Below are 19,614 nucleotides of genomic sequence, written 5' to 3'. Positions count from 1 at the left end.
TCTATAAAACAAAAATATACGTATATTTACTAACATTAAAAGAGAGAACATTATCGTTCTCCCTTTATAAATAATACTAAATATGAAAACTATTCGCTACTACTAGTAGAAGTACTTGAGGAGGAACCTGTAGTACTGGTAGAATTTGTGCTCGTAGTCGCGACTGATACATACAATGTCACTGGTCCATCAATGACAGTGCCCGCAGCAGGATACTGACCTACGACAATATCACTAGTTGTGGTTGTATAACTACGATCCTCTTGTTTTTCTATTGTGGTAACACCTAAGGATTGTAGCTGATTTCGAGCTTCGGAGTAAGTATAGCATGCAGAAACAAGATCCGGCATGATAATTTCCTTCCCTTTAGAAACTACCATATTAACAATAGAACCTTTCTCTAATTCTACTTTTGCTTGAGGATCTGTACTAATAACATTTCCTTCTGCAACACTATCACTATACTCTTCTGAAATAGTACCTATAATAAATCCAGCTGCCTCAAGAAGTTGTTTCGCAGTGTCTTGTGATTTTCCGGTAACATCTGGAACTGTTTTTGGTTGTACCCCTTTAGACACTACCACCGTAATTGTACTGCCTTTTTCTTTTGAACTATTTGCTACAGGGTCTGTCTTAATGACATAGCCTTCTTCTACAGTATCGCTATATTCTTTTTTAAGCGTTACCTTAAACCCTAAATCTTCCAATTCTTTTTGAGCGGAGTCTGCATCGCTTCCAATTAAATTTGGTACAGTGACCATAGCGACCCTAGCTACAAAAATGTCAACTTTGCTACCTTCCATCCTAGAAGTCTTGGCCACAGGACTAGTCCGAATAACAGTTCCTTCCTTATATTCTGTCGAGGCCTCTTCTTTTACATCTCCAACAACCAGTCCTGCTACCTCAATTTTTTCCTTTGCGACATCTAAGGTTTCACCAACTACATCAGGAACTTGTACTGTAGAAGGGGTACTGTATATCAAAAATCCCAAAGCCGCAATTGTCAAAATAATCGCTCCAATTAAAACTTTGTATCGCGTCCTCAACCCGCGTCGTGGTTTCAAAGCCTGCTTTGATACGTTTTTTGAAGGAGAGGTCTGGTTATTAGGCAATTCCTTGAAATTTTTTTCGCTGTCTTCCTGACTCTTATTCTCAACGTTTACCTGTGATAATTTTGGTAAGGTTTTGGTATCGACTTTATTGCCTTCTAAAACAATTCGAGGCTCATTACTTCTGTCCATTGAAAGTGATGAAGCTAAATCCGCATACATTTCTGCAACAGACTTATACCGTTCACTAAGCTTCTTTGCCGTTGCTTTTAACACAACATTTTCGAGAGCTTGTGGAACATTAGCATTTTCTTCTCTAACTGATGGCAGGGGTTTTTGGAAATGTTGTAATGCAATAGTAACTGCACTATCTCCATCATATGGGATTCGCCCTGTCAACATTTCAAAAAGGATAATCCCCATTGCATAGATATCACTTTGAATCGTCGCTTTTGCACCACGAGCTTGTTCAGGAGAGAGGTAATGAACTGATCCAAGCATTGAATTTGTTTGAGTCAGACTTGTTTCAGCAAATGCAACTGCAATACCAAAGTCTGTCACCTTTGCAACTCCATCCGTTGTCAAAAGTACATTTTGAGGTTTTAAATCCCTGTGAATAATTCCTCTAGTATGTGCCATCCGCATTGCTAATAGAATTTGTCCCATAATACGAACAGCTACATCATTTGCAAGAGGTGCATTTTCTTTAATATAGCGTTTCAGGTCTAATCCATTGACATACTCCATAGCCAAATATTGTTGACCATCTTCCTCGCCAATATCTGAGATACGAACAATATTCGGGTGATCCAATTCTGCCATCGCTCGTGCTTCTCTTTGAAAACGCTGAACCGCAATTTGGTCAGTCTGATAGTTGGTGCGAAGAACTTTAACAGCAACCTCTTGACCATCTAATATCAAATCTTTTGCAAGGTAAACATCTGCCATTCCCCCGCGACCAATTTGCCGAATAATTCGATACCGACCGGCAAAAATTTTACCGATTTGAATCATTAGTGCGCCTCCTCCGTTATATGTAGAAGAGCAACTGTAATATTGTCCAAACCGCCGGCATTATTCGCAAATCGAATCAAGGTCTCAACCTTACTCTCCAGCGCAACCTCGCTAAGCACAATATCTCGTATATCTTCGACTGAAACCATATTGGTCAAACCATCGCTATTAACAATGATAAAATCACCCGCCTCTAACGTCTTTAAAGCAATATCAGGTTCAACTGGATCTGCTTGACCAATAGATTGAGTAACAATATTCTTTTGCGGATGGCGTTGAGCTTCTTCCTCCGTCAATTGACCTGCTCTTACCAAGGCTCCAACTAGAGAATGGTCATTTGTAAGGCGAGTATATTCACCATTACGAATCAATCCAATACGTGAATCTCCTACGTGAGCAAAAATCATTTGATTATCGATAATGACAACAGCTTCTAAAGTTGTACCCATCCCTTTGTATTCTTCGGTTTGTCCCAATTCATGGATTTTTTTATTCTCTTGATCAATGACATGGACCATCCATTCGCGAACATCATTCAATGTTGATAATTGAGTATCAACCCAAGCGATTCCGAGATCAGTTGCTGTCATTTCACTAGCAATATGCCCTGCTCTATGCCCACCCATACCATCTGCCAATACAATTAAATCAATCCCAGCTCTATTGGTATAGCGATTCACGTAATCTTGGTTGTTTGAACGCTTAAGTCCCACATCAGTTAATAATGCAATTTCCATATTTATTATACAGTTGCTACGCAACTTCCTCCTCTTATTCTAGGATTTTCTTCTTATTTGACTAATGAAAAATCCATCTGTCTCATATAGCTCCGGTGTAATCAATAAACAACCATCCACTACAATATCCGGCAGAGGATGCTCAAGAGGCACCTGCTCAAAATTCGGATGATTGGCCAAAAACTCCTGAATCACTTCTTGGTTTTCCTTGGTAATAATCGTACAAGTACTATAGGTTATTATACCACCTATTTTAAGAGTTTGGCAAACACTGTCTAATATTCGCAATTGAATATGTTTCAACGAATCAAAATCCATAGCAGCTTTATTGTAACGAATATCTGGCTTACGACGGATAAGCCCTATTCCGGAACAAGGAGCATCCACCAATATTTTATCAAAGCTATCGGGATCAAATGTTTCATGAACTTGGCTTGCATCCAATCGTATTGTTTCTATTTTATTTGTCAACCCTAATCGATGAGCATTCTCTTCAATTAACGCCAACTTATGATCATAAAGGTCCAATGCAGTGACTTTACCAGTTGTAAGATAACTCGCTATATGACAGGTTTTTCCACCCGGAGCTGCACAGGCATCCAAGATTGTTTCCTGACCCTGTAGTTTCAACGTTGGAGCAACAAGTTGACTGGTTTCATCTTGGATCGTTAAAAGCCCATCTTTAAAATAATCTGTTCCTGCAAAGTGTCCATGAGATTTTACCAGACCAAAAGGTGATAATTTTGAAACATCCGCACCTAATTCTCTTGCTAAACGATTTACTTGTTTACTATCTGTCACGCGAACACTGGCTTTGTTTCGAGTGTGCAGACTTTGTAAAATCTTCTCTGCGCGGTCCTCACCGTATTCCGTAATTAAGGTCTGGACCAACCAAACAGGTACAGAATATTGAATAGATAACCGTTTATTTTTTCGTTTAATATCAGATGGACTTGGCAACGAAGTCTGACTGATTTTACGAAGAACTGCATTGACAAACTTGTCTGTTCCACGGCCTCTTTTCGCGATTCGTACAGCCTCATTGACTACAGCGTGAATAGGCAGTTTATCCAAATAGAGTAGCTGATACAGACTCAACATGAGTAGATAGTAAACCCATGTATCTAACTTTTCCCTATCCTCAATAAAACGTGCCAAATACCACTCTAGGGTAATTTTACGAGAAACCGTCCCATAAACCAACTCGGTCACCAAGCCCTTGTCCTGTGCTGATAAACGAGAAGATTCTAGGGCCTTATTGAGAGCGATGTTCGAGTAAGCTCCCTGATCAAAGACTTGTTCCAATACGGATAAGGCTAGACTTCTTGCTGATTCATGTTTATTGACCACCAAATCGATCTCCCACCTTGATATCTCGACCAGCTCCATTCAAGAAGTCCGCAATTGTCATTTTTGGCTTACCAGCCGGCTGGACTGTTTTCAGAGAAAGTGCTCCCTGACCTGTCGCAATTACCAATTCTTTCTTGCTTCGAGCAATAACCTGACCGGCTGGACCTTCACCTCCTGTTTCAACAGCTTCTTGAATTTTAAACCGTTCCCCTCGCCAATAGGTGTGGGCAACAGGCCATGGGTACATACCTCTAATCTGATTAAATAGTTGACGAGCTGTCTTATTCCAATCCAGCACCTCTTCCTCTGGCTGAATATTTGGCGAGAAGGTTACCTGTTCAGGATTTTGAGCGACTGGTTTCAAGTCACCAGCAATATAGGCTGGTAGGGTTTCTAACAATAAGTCCCGACCAACAACAGCCAACTTTTCAAACAAGGTACCGACATTGTCGCTTTCTTCAATAGCAATACTATTGCTGGAAATCATATCACCGGCATCCATTTCCTTGACCATTTCCATGATGGTTACTCCGGCACGGTCATCACCGTTAATCAAAGAGTAATGGATGGGGGCACCGCCACGGTATTTAGGAAGAAGAGAAGCGTGAACATTGACTGCAAAGTCAACTGAGTTCAATAATTTGGTTGGTAGGAATTGCCCAAAAGCTGCCGTCACAATCCCATCTGCTCCTAAATTCATCAGCTCATCCATTTCTTGGCTTCCTGATAGCTTCTCTGGTTGATAGACTGGTAAATTGTATTCCAAAGCTACTTCTTTCACAGGTGTCATCTGGATAACCTTTTTTCGTCCAACAGCTCGGTCTGGTTGGGTTACAATAGCAAGTATTTCATAATTATTATCCGCTAATAACCCCTTTAAGACAGTAGCCGAAAACGCTGGTGTTCCCATAAAAATCAACTTTGTCATGCTTCCTTTCTCATCTCCCTTTCATTCGTACTAATTTTTGATTATACTATCTCCTAATTATACCATTTATACTTATTTTTTCCTTAATTCAAGGTTTATTTAAATTAATAACGCTCTATGAAAATAAATTTGGAATAAAAAAATGCAAGATCAATAGTGACCTCACATCATATTCTGCGGTTCATTGTCAATAATCAGCCGCAAATCTTGATTTTCTCTCTCCTGTGTCCAATCCAAAATCTGGTTCAAGACTTCTTCCAAACGGTCTTCATGCCGGTATTTCAAGATAATCTGGTAGTGGTAGAGATTATGGGTTCTGGCAATAGGCTTGGGCGTTGGTCCCAAGATTTGAATTGCATCCTTTAAGTGTTGACGGAGAAAGGCTACAGTTTCATAGGCTTTTTTCACGACAAATTCTTCTGACTTGTGTGAAAAGGTTAAGCCAACCGTAAAATAGTAAGGTGGATAGCCAAGATTTTTCCGAATGCCCATCTCATAACGATAGAAACCTTCATAATCCTGCTCCTTGGCAAAAGCAATGGCATAATGATTGGGGTTGTAGGTCTGAATCAGGACCTCCCCTTCCTTATCAGCTCGACCGGCCCTACCAGCTACCTGAGTTAACAACTGGAAGGTCCGCTCGGAAGACCGAAAATCAGGCAAATTGAGGGCCGTGTCAGCATTGAGCACCCCGACCAGCGTCACATTTGGAAAATCCAAGCCTTTGGCAATCATCTGGGTTCCCAGAAGAATATCCGCTTTGCCTCGACCAAACCGTTCGAGCAAGTCCTCATGAGCACCTTTTTTCTTGGTAGTATCCACATCCATACGCAAAATTCTAGCTTCTGGCAAGATCTCCTGCAATTCATCGTAGGCCTTTTGCGTACCCGTCCCATAATAACGAATGGAACGACTTTGGCAGTTTGGACAGGTCTGAGGAATCCCCTTTTGAAAACCGCAGTAGTGGCAATTCATCGTCTTTGTATCCATGTGGAGCGTTAGGGAAATATCACAGTTGGGACACTGGTCAACACTCCCACAATCACGACACATGACAAAAGAAGAATAACCCCGCCGATTCAACATAAGAACGACCTGTTCCTTACGAGCTAGCTTTTCTTTAATCTTATCAATCAAAACAGGGGTAAAGGTACTGGACTCCTGCTGACCAATGTAATCTCGAAAATCCACAACTTCCACTTCTGGAATACGAGCCAAGGGATTGGCCCTCTGATTAAGAGTCAGTCTCCCATAGACTCCTCGACTAGCCCGAGCCCGTGTTTCAAGACTCGGCGTAGCAGACCCCAAGACCAGAGTCGCTCGATTATAGTCTGCCCGCAACTTTGCCACATCGCGCGCATGGTAGCGTGGATTGCTGTCCTGCTTGTAGGTCGCCTCATGCTCCTCATCAATGATGATAACGCCCAAGTTTGTCAATGGTGCAAAAATAGCCGAACGTGCCCCAACAACCACTTGGGCATTCCCCGTCTCAATCTTTCTCCACTCGTCATACTTCTCACCATCAGACAAGCCCGAGTGCAAAATAGCAACCTGCTGACCAAAACGAGAGATAAAACGATTAGTCATCTGAGGGGTCAAGGATATTTCAGGCACCAGCATAATGGCCGTTTTCCCCATTTTTAAAACCCTATCAATGACCTGGAGATAAACCTCCGTCTTCCCAGAACCTGTCACTCCTTGCAGTAGAAATGTCTGGCTTTCCTGACCAATAGAGGCCACAATCTCACGAACCGCGATCGACTGCTCTGGATTCAAATCCAAGGCCTGCGTTTTTTCCACCTTATCAAAAACTCCCTGAGTCCGCGACACTTCCTCTTCCCAGACTTCTATATAGCCTTTTTCTTGGAAATAGCGGAGCGTATCAGCTGGATAGTCCGATTTTAGGTTTGAAAGGGGCTCGTCTTCAGAATGTTCCAGAAGAAATTCCCTTAACTGCTGCCGTTTTTTTGCTCGATTGCTAATGTCTGCTTTTCGTAATTTCTCCAGACAAACTCGGTACCATTTTTCTGTCTTAATCTGTTTCTTATCCTTGGCCACATAGTCTACCAAGATTTTTCCTGACTGGGCTAGACGCATGATTTTTCCTTGCTCTGTCACGTCCAAGTCAGAAAAACGAATCTGCTCCTTATTACCAAACAGACTAAGCTGCTCTGCCATTTCCAAACCAGGCCCTGGACGGAGCAATTTGTCATAGGTCGAATTGAGCATGCTAGGCAACATAGATTTTAAGAGGGTAATTTTATAGGAGAAGACCGACTTCCTCATCTGGTCTGCCAACCAAAATTGCTCTTGATTGAGAACAGGACTATAGTCCAAAACCTCAGCAAGCTCTTTCAAGTCTTGTAAGTTATTTTCATCTTCTTCATCAATCAACTCAACTACAATCCCTTGAATCAGCCGACTTCCCTTACCAAAGGGTACATGGACACGCACGCCAACCTTGAGCCCCTCTTCCAACTCAGCTGGAACTCGATAGGAATAAGCTTGATCTGTCTGCATCAAAGGGACGTCTACAATAACCTGTGCTAACATACCATCTCCATTTATTTTACCTTCTAATACCACGACTGATGCGAACAAGGTTCACTTTATGTATAAACTCCAACTATTAATTGGAACAAATATTAAAAGATAAACTAAATGACCTACCTCCTTTCTATCAAAATATCTATCAATCTGAAAGTGAAAAGAAACCCGGATGGTAGTGCCAACCGAGTTTTATATTTAAATTTTTTCGCCGACTTCTTTTTCTTTAGCAATCTGAGCTTTGATTTTACGTTCTTCTTCCTCAGCTAAACGCTTTGCTTCCTCAGCTCGGCGACGAACAGCTTCTCTTTTTGCTTTTGGGTCTGGGTGAATGACCACATTTCCAGATTCAATCTCCTCCAAAGCACGAAGGGTAGATTTAACTGAAGTAAATTCCTGGGTTGGTTTCGCTCCCGCTTCCAATTCACGGGCACGTTTAGCCATAAGAATAACCAAAGAATACTTAGATGGTACCCTGTCTAACAAGGTATCAATAGACGGTTTTAACATCATAATGCGTTTCTCTCCTCTTTCTATTATCGTTCTGCTAATTGCTCGCGAATCATTTCATCATAGCGACCAATTACTCGATCTATACGAAAATGTTCTGCTTCAATAATCCGTTTGACACGTGCAGCCGCCAATGGTACTTCGTCATTGACAACTGCATAATCATACTCGCGCATCAAGGCGATTTCTTCTTTTGCACGTTCAATTCGTTGGCGGATTACCTCTTCACTATCCGTTCCACGACCAATCAAGCGATCTTGTAATTCCTCTAAATCAGGTGGCGTCAAAAAGATAAAAACTCCATCTGGAACCTTCTTCTTCACTTGAAGAGCACCTTGAACTTCAATTTCTAAAAAGACATCTATTCCCTTATCGAGAGTTTCATTGACGTATGTTAAAGGTGTACCATAATAATTACCGACATATTCAGCGTATTCCAACATTTGACCTTGGCGAATCAATTCTTCAAATTCTTCTCGGCTACGGAAGAAATAATCAACGCCATCCACCTCTCCTGGTCGTTGAGGACGTGTCGTCATGGAAACAGAATATTCAAACTTATTATCGGAGCTTTCAAAAATTTCCTTTCGAACAGTCCCTTTTCCAACACCCGATGGTCCAGAAAAGACAATGAGTAACCCTCGCTCTTGCATGATATCTCCTTTTAAATCTTTCATTCTAGTGTAACAAAATTTGGTCTGAATTTCAACTGCTTTTAAATGTAGTTCATACATTTTCCTTTTTCATCTCTAAAGACATTTTAGAACTAGAAAAGAGCCTATTTGATTCACCTTCAACTACCAGATTTTCTCTAACATTTGATGGTATCTCATTCAGACTCTTTCATATTCATTTTCAGACTTTATTTTGCAATATCTGTTGCTCGCGTTTCACGAATGACTGTTATCTTTATATTTCCTGGATAATCCAAATTGTTTTCAATTTTCTCACGGATATCATGTGCCAATATGGTGATCTTATCATCACTAACCTTATTTGGATGCACAATAATACGAATCTCACGACCAGCTTGGATGGCATAAGATTGTTTGATCCCATCAAAACTATTAGCAATTTCTTCCAAATCGTGAAGTCGTTTAATGTAAGCCTCCATTGATTCGCGACGTGAACCCGGACGGGCTGCGCTCAAAGCGTCAGCCGCAGCGACAATAACTGCAATCGTACTTGTCGCTTCAACATCACCGTGATGACTTGCAATTGCGTTAACAACAACGGGATGTTCCTTGTATTTTTTAGCTAACTCTGTTCCGATTTCGACATGACTACCATCAACTTCTCGATCAATCGCTTTTCCTATGTCATGTAAGAATCCAGCCCGGCGAGCCAAATTCACATTTTCACCTAATTCAGCTGCAAGCACGCCTGCCAATTTTGCAACTTCGATTGAATGTCGAAGAACATTTTGACCGTAAGACGTACGGAAATGAAGTCGACCCATGATTTTTATCAAATCTGGATGCAGATTTGGAACACCTACTTCATAAGCAGCCGCTTCCCCGTATTCACGGATGCGATTGTCCATTTCAATACGGTGTTTTTCTACTAATTCTTCAATGCGAGCCGGATGAATACGACCATCTTGCAGCAATGTCTCCATTGTCATTCGAGCGATTTCCCGACGTATTGGATCAAATCCTGAAAGAACAACCACTTCTGGAGTATCGTCGATAATCACATCAATCCCTGTTAGACTTTCAAATGTACGAATATTTCGACCTTCTCGACCAATGATACGTCCTTTCATTGCATCATCTGGCAAATGGACAGAGGTTATCGTTTGTTCAGCAACATATTCACCAGAAATACGCTGCATTGCTTGAGCTAATAGGTCTTTCGCCATCTTATCAGATCGCTCTTTTACTTCACGCTCTGCTTCCTTAATACGCGTAGCGATTTCATGAGATAACTTATCACGCGTATCTGCTAAGATAATCTCCTTCGCCTCATCTTGACTTAAGGCCGCTACCCTTTCTAACTCTAGTGCTTTTTGCTCCTCTAACTTTGCAACTTCTTGCTCACGCTCATCTATGTGCTTAGATCTATCAGTCAGACTCTGTTCTTTTTTCTCCAAAGTCTTTTCTTTGTTGGTTAAATTGTCGTCTTTGCGATCCAAATTACTTGCTCGTTCTGTTAAGCGAGACTCAATTTGTTTTAATTCTTGACGCTCTGATTTAAATTCTTCTGCAATTTCTTCACGATACTTGCGTGCCTCTTCCTTTGCTTCCAAAAGCAACTCTTTTTTCAAAGTTTTACGATCACGTTCTGCTGTTTGTAGAATAGCTTCAGCTTGATCTTCAGCACGACCACGAACATTATTTGCTTCTTGTTCCGCGTTCAAAAGCATCAATTCTGCAGCTTCTTTTGCAGACTTCATCTTCAAAGAAATGGCAAAGTAACCAATTACTAAACCAATGACAGCAGAAACAAGAGTCACTACAACTGTAATGATTTCCATATTCTACCTCTTTCAGCCATGTTATTTTGCTTCTTTTCATCACTTGTCAAAACCATACGACTCATCGATTTCTAACAGCATCTAACATAGACTTAATATTCGATTTTTACAAAATCTGTTTCTATTTTACCATATTTGAAACGATTTCACAATTCCAAAATCATAAATATGCTATAATGAATTTATCACTTTTATGGAGGATCCTATGAAAAAAGAAGTAGTTGTTGAAAGTTTTGAATTAGACCATACGATTGTTAAAGCGCCATATATTCGCTTAATTTCCGAAGAAGTTGGACCAAAAGGAGATATCATTACCAACTTTGATATTCGTCTGATTCAACCGAACGAAAACGCAATGGATACCGCTGGTTTGCATACTATTGAACATCTCTTGGCAAAGTTGATTCGCCAACGTATTGACGGGCTCATCGACTGTTCTCCATTCGGTTGCCGAACTGGGTTCCATATGATTATGTGGGGGAAACAAGACCCGACTCAAATCGCTCAGGTCATCAAATCAAGTTTAGAGGAAATTGCTGAAGGAATTACTTGGGAAGATGTTCCAGGGACAACAATTGAGTCATGCGGAAACTACAAAGACCACAGCCTCCACTCTGCAAAAGAGTGGGCAAAATTAATTTTATCTCAAGGAATCTCTACTGATGCCTTTGAGAGAAACATCATCTAATAAAAAAGGTTTACAGCTATTCCATCGAATCTGGTTGTAAACCTTTTTGTATTATTCATTATTTTACTCAATGAAAATCAACCGATATTGTAGCCAGATTTTGAGTTTGAATTACAAATCGTGGAGACTTGCATCTTCAAATTTTTTCCTCATTTTCTAGTTTCTAGACTCGGGCTGAAGCAACTACAATTTGTTCCATTTTTTCACTCCAGTCCTTTCGTTGAGATATTTTATACAAAAACTTAGAACTAGCGCTTGACAACAGATAATATTGATTTTCGAAAGAATTAGTAATCTAAAGCATCAGAATTGCCAGCAGCATTCCCAACAAAATAACCTGTTTTACAGTTAATTGAGAACAAGTAGGTACCGTCTGGTTTAAACATATTATAATAGCCATTACCATTGATAATATTTACTTTTTCCAAAATGTACTGATTGCCTGTGATATAGCCACGTTGTTGTGAAATGGCCACAATATTTTCTAAAGTCCCCTGAGTAAAGTTCCAAGCCTCATTATTTGCATCATCAATCATCGCTTGATTATACGGAACTCGACTACGGTCGCGTTGCAAGGTAACTCCAGCTGGAATCGTAATCCCATATGAAGTTGAAATTGCAGTTGTTACTTCTTCTCCCGCTGTTGTTGCTGCATCTGAGGTACTTGTATCAACTGCTGTTTCTGCACCTTGATTATTTGCTACAACACTCGCTTCTGTCTCTACAGTAGATGAAGCAACTTCTTGCTGTGAACGTCCAAAATTGACAACTGAAGCTAATAATGCATCTACTGAACTAATTCCTGTTGTGGTTGCAGAAAGTGTTTCTCCTGCTTTAACAGTTGCGGTCGTATCAATTTCACCATCTACTATGACGTCTTTATCGAATTGGACATTGGTCGCTTGGATAGCTGTAATTGCCTTCTCAAGTGCATCGTACTGCTCTTTTGCTTTCTTATAGCTATCAGAGCTTTTATCTAGCTTATCTAGTAACGCTTTTAGCTCAGTCAACTTACCAAATTCTGAATTCTTCAATTTTGTCAAACCACTGTCAGTAAAGAAGCTAGCATACAGTTGCTCAAAAGCAGTAACATTTGCATCTGTTGATGATGAGGTCGTGGTTTGACTAGTACTTGTGGAACTAGCATCCGTATTTGATGATGGTTGATCGGCGGAATTCATCCAAACTAAAGCAGTCGCTACCACACCAACAAATAATAAACCAGCTGCTGACCAAAAATAAACTGCCTTTCTTTGTTTTTTAGCTGAAAGACCTACTTGATTTTCATCTTCTTGAGCTAGTTCAAATCCCTTGTCTTCCAAAACCCCATTTGTTTCAATGTTCGATATTGTTGACACAACTGGAATTTCATCCAATACTTCTCTCTGATACTCAGCAGTATCGTCTTCGCTAGATAATAATGGATGATTTTCCACCTCTTCTGACTTTTCAGTTAGAATTGAATTTGTTGTTTCCGTTTTATTTTCAACATCATTTTCAATCGTCTTAAGTAACGGCTCAGAATGAATTTGGGTTTCAAATTTTTGAGACTCAATTTCTTCACGGTGTTGCTTAATATAACGATCTAGCAATCCATCGTCTTCTGTTACTCCAGCCTCTATTTCTTTTTGTTTTTTGACGGCTTCTTCAATCGTTAAATCTTTTGCCACCTCGAAATCCAACACATTTTCCTCATCTAGAGGTAGGTGATGACTATTTTTTTCTACCACAATATCCTCCTAAGCCTGCACTTCTTGTGTAGAGCGTTTCAGCCGTTGTCCGAAAAATTGATACAAATCAACTTTTAAAGTACCATTATATAATTTCCGTTTCTTATCTGCTTGCCGACCATAACGAACTTCAAACTGTTCATCACTCGTTAGAATGAATATAGACCACGTTTTGAGAGGTTCAAACACTTGCCCCATCTCTTTGTACAATGTAGCAATGGCTTTATCATCTAATAATCGTTCACCATATGGTGGATTTGAAATAATAACTCCATTTAGTTTATCCGTACGTAAATCTTGGACTCGCATCTGTTTGAAAACAATGTCCTGTTCAACTCCGGCCGCAAAGGCATTCCTTTTTGCTGTCTCAACCATACGGGCATCGATATCCGAACCAGTTATATCTAACACCAAGTCTGATTTGATAGAAGCTTGCGCTTCTTTGCGTAATGCTGCAACCAGTTGAGTCTCTACCCAGGGCCATTCCTCAAAGGCGAATGAACGCTTTAATCCCGGTGCTATATTTTTGGCTAACATAGCTGCCTCAATACAGAAAGTTCCCGATCCACAAGTAGGATCAATAAGCGGTTTATCTGGATACCAGTTTGATAATTGTAAAATAGCAGCCGCCATATTTTCTTTAATAGGGGCACCACCTTTTTCAACACGGTACCCGCGTTTGAATAAACTAGAACCTGTTGTATCGATCATGACTGTTGCTACATCTTTCAAAATAGATACTTCTATTTTAAACTCTGCTCCAACCTCCTGCAGAGGGACTCCTTCTGGACGGGAGAAATGTTTTTGCAATTTTTTTACTACTGCTTTCTTAGATATAGCCTGTACACTAGGTTCATTATGCAATTTAGATTTGACACACTTAGCCTTTGAAATTGGAAATTTACAGCCAAGTGGCAAATAGTTTTCCCAGTCTAGATAAAAAACTCCTTGAAACAGCTCCTCGAAAGTTTTAGCTGGAAATTGTCCAACGACTATTTTTACTCTATCTGCCGAACGTAACCAAATATTTGTCTCAATCATTGATTTTACATCACCATGGAATCGAACACGACCATTTTCCACTTGACATTCATAGCCAAGGTTACGAATTTCACGACCAACTACTGCTTCCAAACCTGCTGCTGCGGTCGCAATGAATTCAAATTGTTTTTTCATATATTTCCTCTACAATAAAAGCTAGCAAAGCTAGCTACCTATAATATGCAATTTTCTGTAAGCCATGTTTTGTTCCGGTGGCACTAGGTACTGCCACCTTCGATAATCATCTGTCTACTGTCAAAACAGTCAGGATTTCTGTTCGTTTCCATCCATCCCATGCCCCGACCAAAATTTGGGTTGCTAACTTGTGGGGTTTACCGCGTTCCATTTTTTACGTTTCCATAAAAACTTCGTCACTGTGGCACTTTCAGGCCTACTAAAGCATATCAAAGACTTAGCTCGTTTGACCGCCGTAACATACAAAGATGTCCCTAGGCTTATTTGTTCGCCTAGCACAAACACTACTGGCATCACAGCCAGTGCTAGCATGGACTTTCCTCATGATAGTATCCTACCACGCGATTATCCAAAAATTGCAATTTCCACCTTATTACTAATCTTGAACGATTTGTTTCCCAAAAACTTCTTTTTCTAATCGGTTAAGACGTCGTAAAATATCAAAATTAGTCGCTGAAGATTGACGTTCTGTTCGCAATACAGCAGTAGTTTCCTCTGCGACTGTTGTCACTGAACGAGAATTATTGGCTGCTTGAGCTTTTAATCGGGCAATCTCTCCCTTCAATTCCTTTATAATCGCTTCATACGCATCATAATCCTTCATGATATCATCAAGGAAATCATTTACTTCATCTTGATCATATCCACGAAAACCAATTTTAAAATCTTGCTCAAAAATATCTTTAGTAGTCAACTTAATGCTTGCCATCTCTCTCTCCCTTACCCTTAAACGTCACTGATTCTATTATATTAAAAAAAACATGGAAAAAGCAAGTTAAATCACTCAAAATTCGAAAAATTTTCGGCCACTTCATTTAGTTCATCGAAGGTCAGTTTTTTAACAGTATACTCTTCTTCTTTTAAAGCTTGATGAACAAAATATTTCAAATTTGTTTCATTATCGTTATCATAAAATAAATATACACCATCTGTATTTTCAATCAAAAATTGATTGTACTGACGAAATTGAACTGGAGATTGATAGTTTGGATAAATGTATTTCACAAAATCAACATTTTTAAATTTTGTTAATTTTTCCTGATTGGACTCATTCCAATGGTCTCCATGATTTTCAAATAAAAATATACAAGCTAATTTACATTCGTACCCTTCTGATTGAAGCTCTTGTAGAACTTCCAAAACCCAATATTCGAATCCTAAATTTCCTGTAAAGACAAACCATTTAACCCCTTCCTCTAAAAAATGAAGAAGATCATTTCTGATTGCAGCCTTTATAATTGGAAGACGGGGATCCTTCTGTTTAAAAATTCCTAAATCTGTGTGCTTGTAACCACTTACCAATAAGGTATTAGTATGCATTCCTTGTACTCTTTTCTTCAATTATGATATAATATGCTGATATTTATTTTATCAAGAAGGGGTTCTATGGTCAATTATCCACATAAAATCGGAAAAAAAATCACTAGAACTAGCTCTAACATATCTCAGCATATTGACTTTGCAAATCGTGGGATGTCTTTTGAATCTGCAATTAACGAAAGCAATGCATATTACCTTGCTCATGGATTAGCAGTGATTCATAAAAAACCTACTCCGGTGCAAATTGTAAAAGTCGATTATCCGAAACGAAGCCGAGCTAAAATTGTTGAAGCTTATTTCCGTCAAGCATCCACGACAGATTATTCTGGGGTTTTTAAGGGACACTATATAGATTTTGAAGCAAAAGAAACGCGCCAAAAAAAATCAATGCCCCTAAAAAACTTCCATGCTCACCAGATTGAGCACATGCGACAAGTTGTAGAGCAAGGTGGGATTTGTTTCGTCCTTCTTCACTTTTCAACATTGAAGGAAACCTACTTATTACCTGCAATTCATCTAATTCACTACTATCATTCTGATCAAGGTACAAAATCAATGCCTTTGACATATATTAGAGAATTCGGATATGTTGTCGAGATGAACTCATTTCCATCTCTTCCCTATCTTTCAGTGATTGAAAAAAAACTATTAGGTGGTAAATCATTTGAAAACAACAACCTTTAAAAAATATTTACTAGGTTTGGTAAATATCTTATTGGCTCTTGCATTAGTGGGCATAGTTGCTGCTGCAGTTTTAGTTGGATCCTATATCTTAAGTGCTCCTAAATTAACAGAAGAAGATTTAACTGCGACTGTTTCCAGTAAAATATATGATAAGGACGGCCAATTGATTGCAGATTTAGGAACTGAGAAACGGTCGAATGCAACGACTGAAGAAATTCCGACTGATCTTGCAAATGCAATCGTCGCAATTGAAGACCAACGCTTCTATAACCATAGAGGGATAGATGTTATTCGGATTGCTGGGTCCTTGCTTCATAACCTTGCAGGCGGGAATCTGCAAGGGGGGTCTACACTTGATCAACAGTTTATCAAGTTGACCTACTTCTCAACGTCTGCAGAAGACCAGAATCTCAAGCGTAAAGTACAGGAAGCTTGGTTATCGTTACAGCTTGAGCAGACGAAGACCAAGCAGGAAATTCTTACTTATTATGTAAATAAAGTCTATATGTCAAATGGGACATATGGCATGAAAACTGCATCAGAAACTTTTTATGGTAAGGAATTAAAAGAACTCAGCCTTGCCCAATTGGCATTGTTAGCGGGTATGCCACAAGCACCAAACCAGTACGATCCATATTCCCACCCTGAAGATGCAAAAAATAGACGAGATCTCGTTCTTTCAGAAATGTTGGCTGAGAAGTATATTGACAATAGTCAGTATGAACAAGCCATTCTAACGCCTGTAACAGACGGTCTCCTTCCACTTTCCAACGATGCTGCCTATCCTGCTTACATGGATAATTACCTCAAACAAGTCATTGAGGAAGTTGAAAAAAATACAGGCTATAATCTTTTAACTACAGGGATGGATATCTACACAAACGTTGATTCAGCTGCTCAACAACAGTTGTGGAACATTTATAATACGGATATGTATGTATCGTATCCAGATGAATTATTGCAAGTTGCATCAACTATTATTGACGTATCAAGTGGTAAGGTGATCGCTCAATTAGGGGCTCGAAACCAACCAAGCAATGTTTCTTTCGGAATAAACCAGGCTGTCGAAACAAACCGTGATTTCGGATCAACTATGAAACCAATAACAGATTATGCCCCGGCTTTCGAAAATGGGGTATACAGCTCAACCGCAGATATCATTGTTGATGAACCCTACAATTATCCGGGAACCTCAACACCCGTAAATAACTGGGACAAAAAATATTTCGGTAGTCTCACTGTCAAATCTGCAATAAAATATTCTCGTAACGTTACAGCCGTCAAGGCACTAGAAGCGACTGGACTAGAAAATTCACTGAAGTTCCTAAATTCAGTTGGAATTAATTACCCAGAAATTCATTACTCTAATGCGATTTCAAGTAACACTTCTGATACAAGTAGAGAATATGGGGCAAGCAGTGAGAAAATGGCTGCTGCCTATGCCGCATTCGCAAATGGAGGAACTTATTATGCACCTCAATACGTCAATAAAATCGTATTCTCAGATGGAACTGTAAAAGAATTTCCTCAAACAGGAACTCGTGTTATGTCAGAAGAGACAGCCTATTTGATGACCGATATGATGAAGTCCGTAATGGAAGTTGGATATGGACTAAATGCTTCAGTTACTGGTGTTCCGATGGCTGGGAAAACTGGTACCTCAAACTATACCGATACTGAAATGGAATCAATTATCGCTGCTATTCCAGAAGCAGCCTATAACACCATGGTGGTCCCAGACGAGAACTTTGTAGGATATTCTAGTCAGTATGCGATGGCGGTTTGGACAGGATATACAAACCGCATGACCCCAATTTTAGATAATGGCATGCGGATTGCATCAGATGTTTACCATAATATGATGACCTTTATGCACTCTGATTACACTGCAACCGATTGGGAAGTTCCAAGTGGAGTTGTTAACTTTGGTGGAAATTACTATTTAAGAGATAGCTCTTCTCTCAAAAATGCTTATATAAATCACTATAATAGTTTGTCACAATCATCATCAAGTAGTTCAACGTCAAGTAGTTCAACGTCAAGCAGTTCTTCTTCAAGTACACCAGCTTCTGGAACACATGATAATGGTACACAGACTGAAACTTCCACTTCTGATGGTACATCGACTTCAGATACTTCATCAAACCAACAGAATAATGGTAACACTGAAAATACAAACCAATAAGAGATTCCCAGATTCTTCTGGGTTTTTCTTTTCTCAAAATTGTGATAAGATAGGAATATGAAACCTGAATTATTTTATAATACCTTGGCAGACCAAGGCATTCAATTAACTGACCAACAAAAACAACAATTTCATCGCTACTTTCAACTGTTGGTGGAATGGAATGAGAAAATTAACTTGACAGCTATTGCAGAGGAAAGTGACGTCTATCTGAAACACTTCTATGATTCTATCGCACCAATCCTTCAAGGTCATATTCAAAATGAGCCAATTCAGCTCTTGGATATTGGAGCTGGAGCTGGATTCCCTAGCCTACCAATGAAAATTATCTACCCTCAAATAGAGGTTACTATCATCGATTCTCTTAATAAACGAATCAACTTTTTACAAGTTCTTTCAGAAGAACTAGGACTTGAAGGCGTTCATTTTTACCATGGTCGTGCGGAAGACTATGCACACGATAAAAATTTTCGAGCACAATTTGATTTGGTAACAGCACGCGCTGTCGCTCGTATGCAAATCTTGTCCGAGCTGACAATTCCATATCTTAAACTAAACGGAAAATTAATCGCGCTCAAAGCCTCCAGTGCGGAAGATGAGTTAGCTCAAGCCAAAAACGCTCTGAATCTTCTTTTTGCAAAAGTGATTGAAAACCATGATTACACCCTTCCGAACGGCGACCCACGAACATTGACCATTGTTGAAAAGAAAAAGGAAACTCCAAACAAGTTTCCACGCAAAGCTGGTATGCCAAATAAAAGACCCCTCTAAAAATAAGAAAAGCGGCTCTATAATTTCTGTAGTGGGTTACTCCACTGTGGAAAATATGGAGCCTTTTTTAGTGTAGAAAAAAAGTCCCATATGACCTATAATGAAAAGCGACGAAACCATCATTAGAAAGACTCATATGGAACAATTTGATTTTATCACAAACTTACTAGGAATTAAAGACCCTAATATCACTATCTTGGATTATGTAGACGCTGGAACACATGAAGAAGTCTTCGCTAAACTGGATTATCCAGCTCCTAAATGCCACAGCTGTCATGGTCAGATGGCTAAATATGACCTCCAGAAAGAATCTAAAATCCCTTATCTAGAATGTGCTGGATATAAGACATTGATTCGGTTAAGGAAACGTCGTTTCCGCTGTCAGAATT

The 19,614-nt window shown here is 39.6% G+C and carries 17 protein-coding genes and 1 other RNA gene; 5 read left to right on the top strand and 13 right to left on the bottom strand.

Annotation, left to right across the window (positions count from 1 at the left end):
* Nucleotides 1-89: 89 nt before the first annotated feature.
* The 8 genes from pknB to ACPC57_RS08370 all read right to left on the bottom strand — a co-directional run bounded on the left by pknB (nucleotide 90) and on the right by ACPC57_RS08370 (nucleotide 10,611).
* Nucleotides 90-2,063, bottom strand: coding sequence for a Stk1 family PASTA domain-containing Ser/Thr kinase (gene pknB / locus ACPC57_RS08405; protein ID WP_434066711.1), 1,974 nt, complete (start codon nucleotides 2,061-2,063; stop codon nucleotides 90-92).
* Nucleotides 2,063-2,800: a Stp1/IreP family PP2C-type Ser/Thr phosphatase gene (locus tag ACPC57_RS08400; protein ID WP_274504530.1), complete on the bottom strand. Its 738-nt coding sequence runs from the start codon at nucleotides 2,798-2,800 to the stop codon at nucleotides 2,063-2,065. Before ACPC57_RS08400 ends, pknB begins: the two co-directional genes overlap by 1 nt.
* Nucleotides 2,801-2,839: 39 nt before the next feature.
* Nucleotides 2,840-4,189, bottom strand: coding sequence for a 16S rRNA (cytosine(967)-C(5))-methyltransferase RsmB (gene rsmB / locus ACPC57_RS08395; RefSeq protein ID WP_274504529.1), 1,350 nt, complete (start codon nucleotides 4,187-4,189; stop codon nucleotides 2,840-2,842).
* Entirely contained in the window at nucleotides 4,140-5,078 is a 939-nt protein-coding gene (fmt, locus tag ACPC57_RS08390; protein WP_130555382.1) for a methionyl-tRNA formyltransferase, read from the bottom strand. Before fmt ends, rsmB begins: the two co-directional genes overlap by 50 nt.
* Before the next feature lie 162 nt (nucleotides 5,079-5,240).
* Nucleotides 5,241-7,631 carry a primosomal protein N' gene (locus ACPC57_RS08385; protein WP_434066710.1) on the bottom strand — a complete coding sequence of 797 codons (2,391 nt, stop codon included), beginning with the start codon at nucleotides 7,629-7,631 and terminating at the stop codon, nucleotides 5,241-5,243.
* 192 nt (nucleotides 7,632-7,823) lie between these two features.
* Nucleotides 7,824-8,138, bottom strand: a complete 315-nt coding sequence (gene rpoZ / locus ACPC57_RS08380) for a DNA-directed RNA polymerase subunit omega (protein ID WP_217374627.1) — start codon at nucleotides 8,136-8,138, stop codon at nucleotides 7,824-7,826.
* 23 nt (nucleotides 8,139-8,161) lie between these two features.
* Complete coding sequence (gene gmk, locus ACPC57_RS08375; RefSeq protein ID WP_274504906.1) at nucleotides 8,162-8,788, bottom strand: guanylate kinase; 627 nt, start codon at nucleotides 8,786-8,788, stop codon at nucleotides 8,162-8,164.
* Nucleotides 8,789-8,997: 209 nt separating this feature from the next.
* The gene (locus ACPC57_RS08370) at nucleotides 8,998-10,611 is read right to left on the bottom strand and encodes a ribonuclease Y (RefSeq protein ID WP_217374626.1); all 1,614 of its coding nucleotides are present in this window, start codon (nucleotides 10,609-10,611) and stop codon (nucleotides 8,998-9,000) included.
* A gap of 205 nt (nucleotides 10,612-10,816) precedes the next feature.
* Between ACPC57_RS08370 and ACPC57_RS08365 the strand changes: the two genes are divergently transcribed.
* Entirely contained in the window at nucleotides 10,817-11,299 is a 483-nt protein-coding gene (locus ACPC57_RS08365) for an S-ribosylhomocysteine lyase (RefSeq protein WP_172037013.1), read from the top strand.
* Between the two features lie 287 nt (nucleotides 11,300-11,586).
* Here ACPC57_RS08365 and ACPC57_RS08360 read toward each other — a convergent pair whose 3' ends face one another.
* The 5 genes from ACPC57_RS08360 to ACPC57_RS08340 form a co-directional block, all read right to left on the bottom strand.
* On the bottom strand, nucleotides 11,587-13,029 hold the full coding sequence (locus ACPC57_RS08360; RefSeq protein ID WP_434066709.1) for a cell division site-positioning protein MapZ family protein: 1,443 nt from the start codon (nucleotides 13,027-13,029) through the stop codon (nucleotides 11,587-11,589).
* A 9-nt stretch (nucleotides 13,030-13,038) separates the two neighbouring features.
* Nucleotides 13,039-14,205, bottom strand: coding sequence for a THUMP domain-containing class I SAM-dependent RNA methyltransferase (locus tag ACPC57_RS08355; RefSeq protein WP_171989475.1), 1,167 nt, complete (start codon nucleotides 14,203-14,205; stop codon nucleotides 13,039-13,041).
* Between the two features lie 53 nt (nucleotides 14,206-14,258).
* Nucleotides 14,259-14,622, bottom strand: an RNA gene (rnpB, locus tag ACPC57_RS08350) — RNase P RNA component class B.
* 19 nt (nucleotides 14,623-14,641) lie between these two features.
* Nucleotides 14,642-14,974 (bottom strand): cell division regulator GpsB, encoded by a 333-nt coding sequence (gene gpsB / locus ACPC57_RS08345; protein WP_024397592.1) that lies wholly within the window; start codon nucleotides 14,972-14,974, stop codon nucleotides 14,642-14,644.
* A 71-nt stretch (nucleotides 14,975-15,045) separates the two neighbouring features.
* Complete coding sequence (locus ACPC57_RS08340) at nucleotides 15,046-15,585, bottom strand: DUF1273 domain-containing protein (protein ID WP_217375135.1); 540 nt, start codon at nucleotides 15,583-15,585, stop codon at nucleotides 15,046-15,048.
* A gap of 66 nt (nucleotides 15,586-15,651) precedes the next feature.
* On the opposite strand from ACPC57_RS08340, the gene recU reads away from it, so the two are divergent.
* From recU to ACPC57_RS08320, 4 genes are all read left to right on the top strand, one after another.
* The gene (recU, locus tag ACPC57_RS08335) at nucleotides 15,652-16,269 is read left to right on the top strand and encodes a Holliday junction resolvase RecU (RefSeq protein ID WP_217374622.1); all 618 of its coding nucleotides are present in this window, start codon (nucleotides 15,652-15,654) and stop codon (nucleotides 16,267-16,269) included.
* Complete coding sequence (gene pbp1a, locus ACPC57_RS08330) at nucleotides 16,250-18,454, top strand: penicillin-binding protein PBP1A (protein WP_434065955.1); 2,205 nt, start codon at nucleotides 16,250-16,252, stop codon at nucleotides 18,452-18,454. Before recU ends, pbp1a begins: the two co-directional genes overlap by 20 nt.
* 57 nt (nucleotides 18,455-18,511) lie before the next feature.
* Nucleotides 18,512-19,225 (top strand): 16S rRNA (guanine(527)-N(7))-methyltransferase RsmG, encoded by a 714-nt coding sequence (gene rsmG, locus ACPC57_RS08325; RefSeq protein ID WP_434065956.1) that lies wholly within the window; start codon nucleotides 18,512-18,514, stop codon nucleotides 19,223-19,225.
* 136 nt (nucleotides 19,226-19,361) lie between these two features.
* A partial coding sequence (locus tag ACPC57_RS08320) for a transposase family protein (RefSeq protein ID WP_434066708.1) occupies nucleotides 19,362-19,614 on the top strand: 253 nt, incomplete at its 3' end.

The organism is Streptococcus sp. VTCC 12886, from assembly GCF_049893425.1.
In the GTDB taxonomy this organism is placed as follows: domain Bacteria; phylum Bacillota; class Bacilli; order Lactobacillales; family Streptococcaceae; genus Streptococcus; species Streptococcus suis_AA.
Note: the sequence above shows the minus strand (reverse complement) of the source record. Positions and strands in the feature narration are given on the sequence as shown.

Bases quoted from the DNA above. Each gene is read 5' to 3' on its own strand.
- pknB (WP_434066711.1), bottom strand. From the start codon at position 2,063: ATGATTCAAATCGGTAAAATTTTTGCCGGTCGGTATCGAATTATTCGG.
- ACPC57_RS08400 (WP_274504530.1), bottom strand. From the start codon at position 2,800: ATGGAAATTGCATTATTAACTGATGTGGGACTTAAGCGTTCAAACAAC.
- rsmB (WP_274504529.1), bottom strand. From the start codon at position 4,189: ATGGAGCTGGTCGAGATATCAAGGTGGGAGATCGATTTGGTGGTCAAT.
- fmt (WP_130555382.1), bottom strand. From the start codon at position 5,078: ATGACAAAGTTGATTTTTATGGGAACACCAGCGTTTTCGGCTACTGTC.
- ACPC57_RS08385 (WP_434066710.1), bottom strand. From the start codon at position 7,631: ATGTTAGCACAGGTTATTGTAGACGTCCCTTTGATGCAGACAGATCAA.
- rpoZ (WP_217374627.1), bottom strand. From the start codon at position 8,138: ATGATGTTAAAACCGTCTATTGATACCTTGTTAGACAGGGTACCATCT.
- gmk (WP_274504906.1), bottom strand. From the start codon at position 8,788: ATGCAAGAGCGAGGGTTACTCATTGTCTTTTCTGGACCATCGGGTGTT.
- ACPC57_RS08370 (WP_217374626.1), bottom strand. From the start codon at position 10,611: ATGGAAATCATTACAGTTGTAGTGACTCTTGTTTCTGCTGTCATTGGT.
- ACPC57_RS08365 (WP_172037013.1), top strand. From the start codon at position 10,817: ATGAAAAAAGAAGTAGTTGTTGAAAGTTTTGAATTAGACCATACGATT.
- ACPC57_RS08355 (WP_171989475.1), bottom strand. From the start codon at position 14,205: ATGAAAAAACAATTTGAATTCATTGCGACCGCAGCAGCAGGTTTGGAA.
- gpsB (WP_024397592.1), bottom strand. From the start codon at position 14,974: ATGGCAAGCATTAAGTTGACTACTAAAGATATTTTTGAGCAAGATTTT.
- ACPC57_RS08340 (WP_217375135.1), bottom strand. From the start codon at position 15,585: ATGCATACTAATACCTTATTGGTAAGTGGTTACAAGCACACAGATTTA.
- recU (WP_217374622.1), top strand. From the start codon at position 15,652: ATGGTCAATTATCCACATAAAATCGGAAAAAAAATCACTAGAACTAGC.
- rsmG (WP_434065956.1), top strand. From the start codon at position 18,512: ATGAAACCTGAATTATTTTATAATACCTTGGCAGACCAAGGCATTCAA.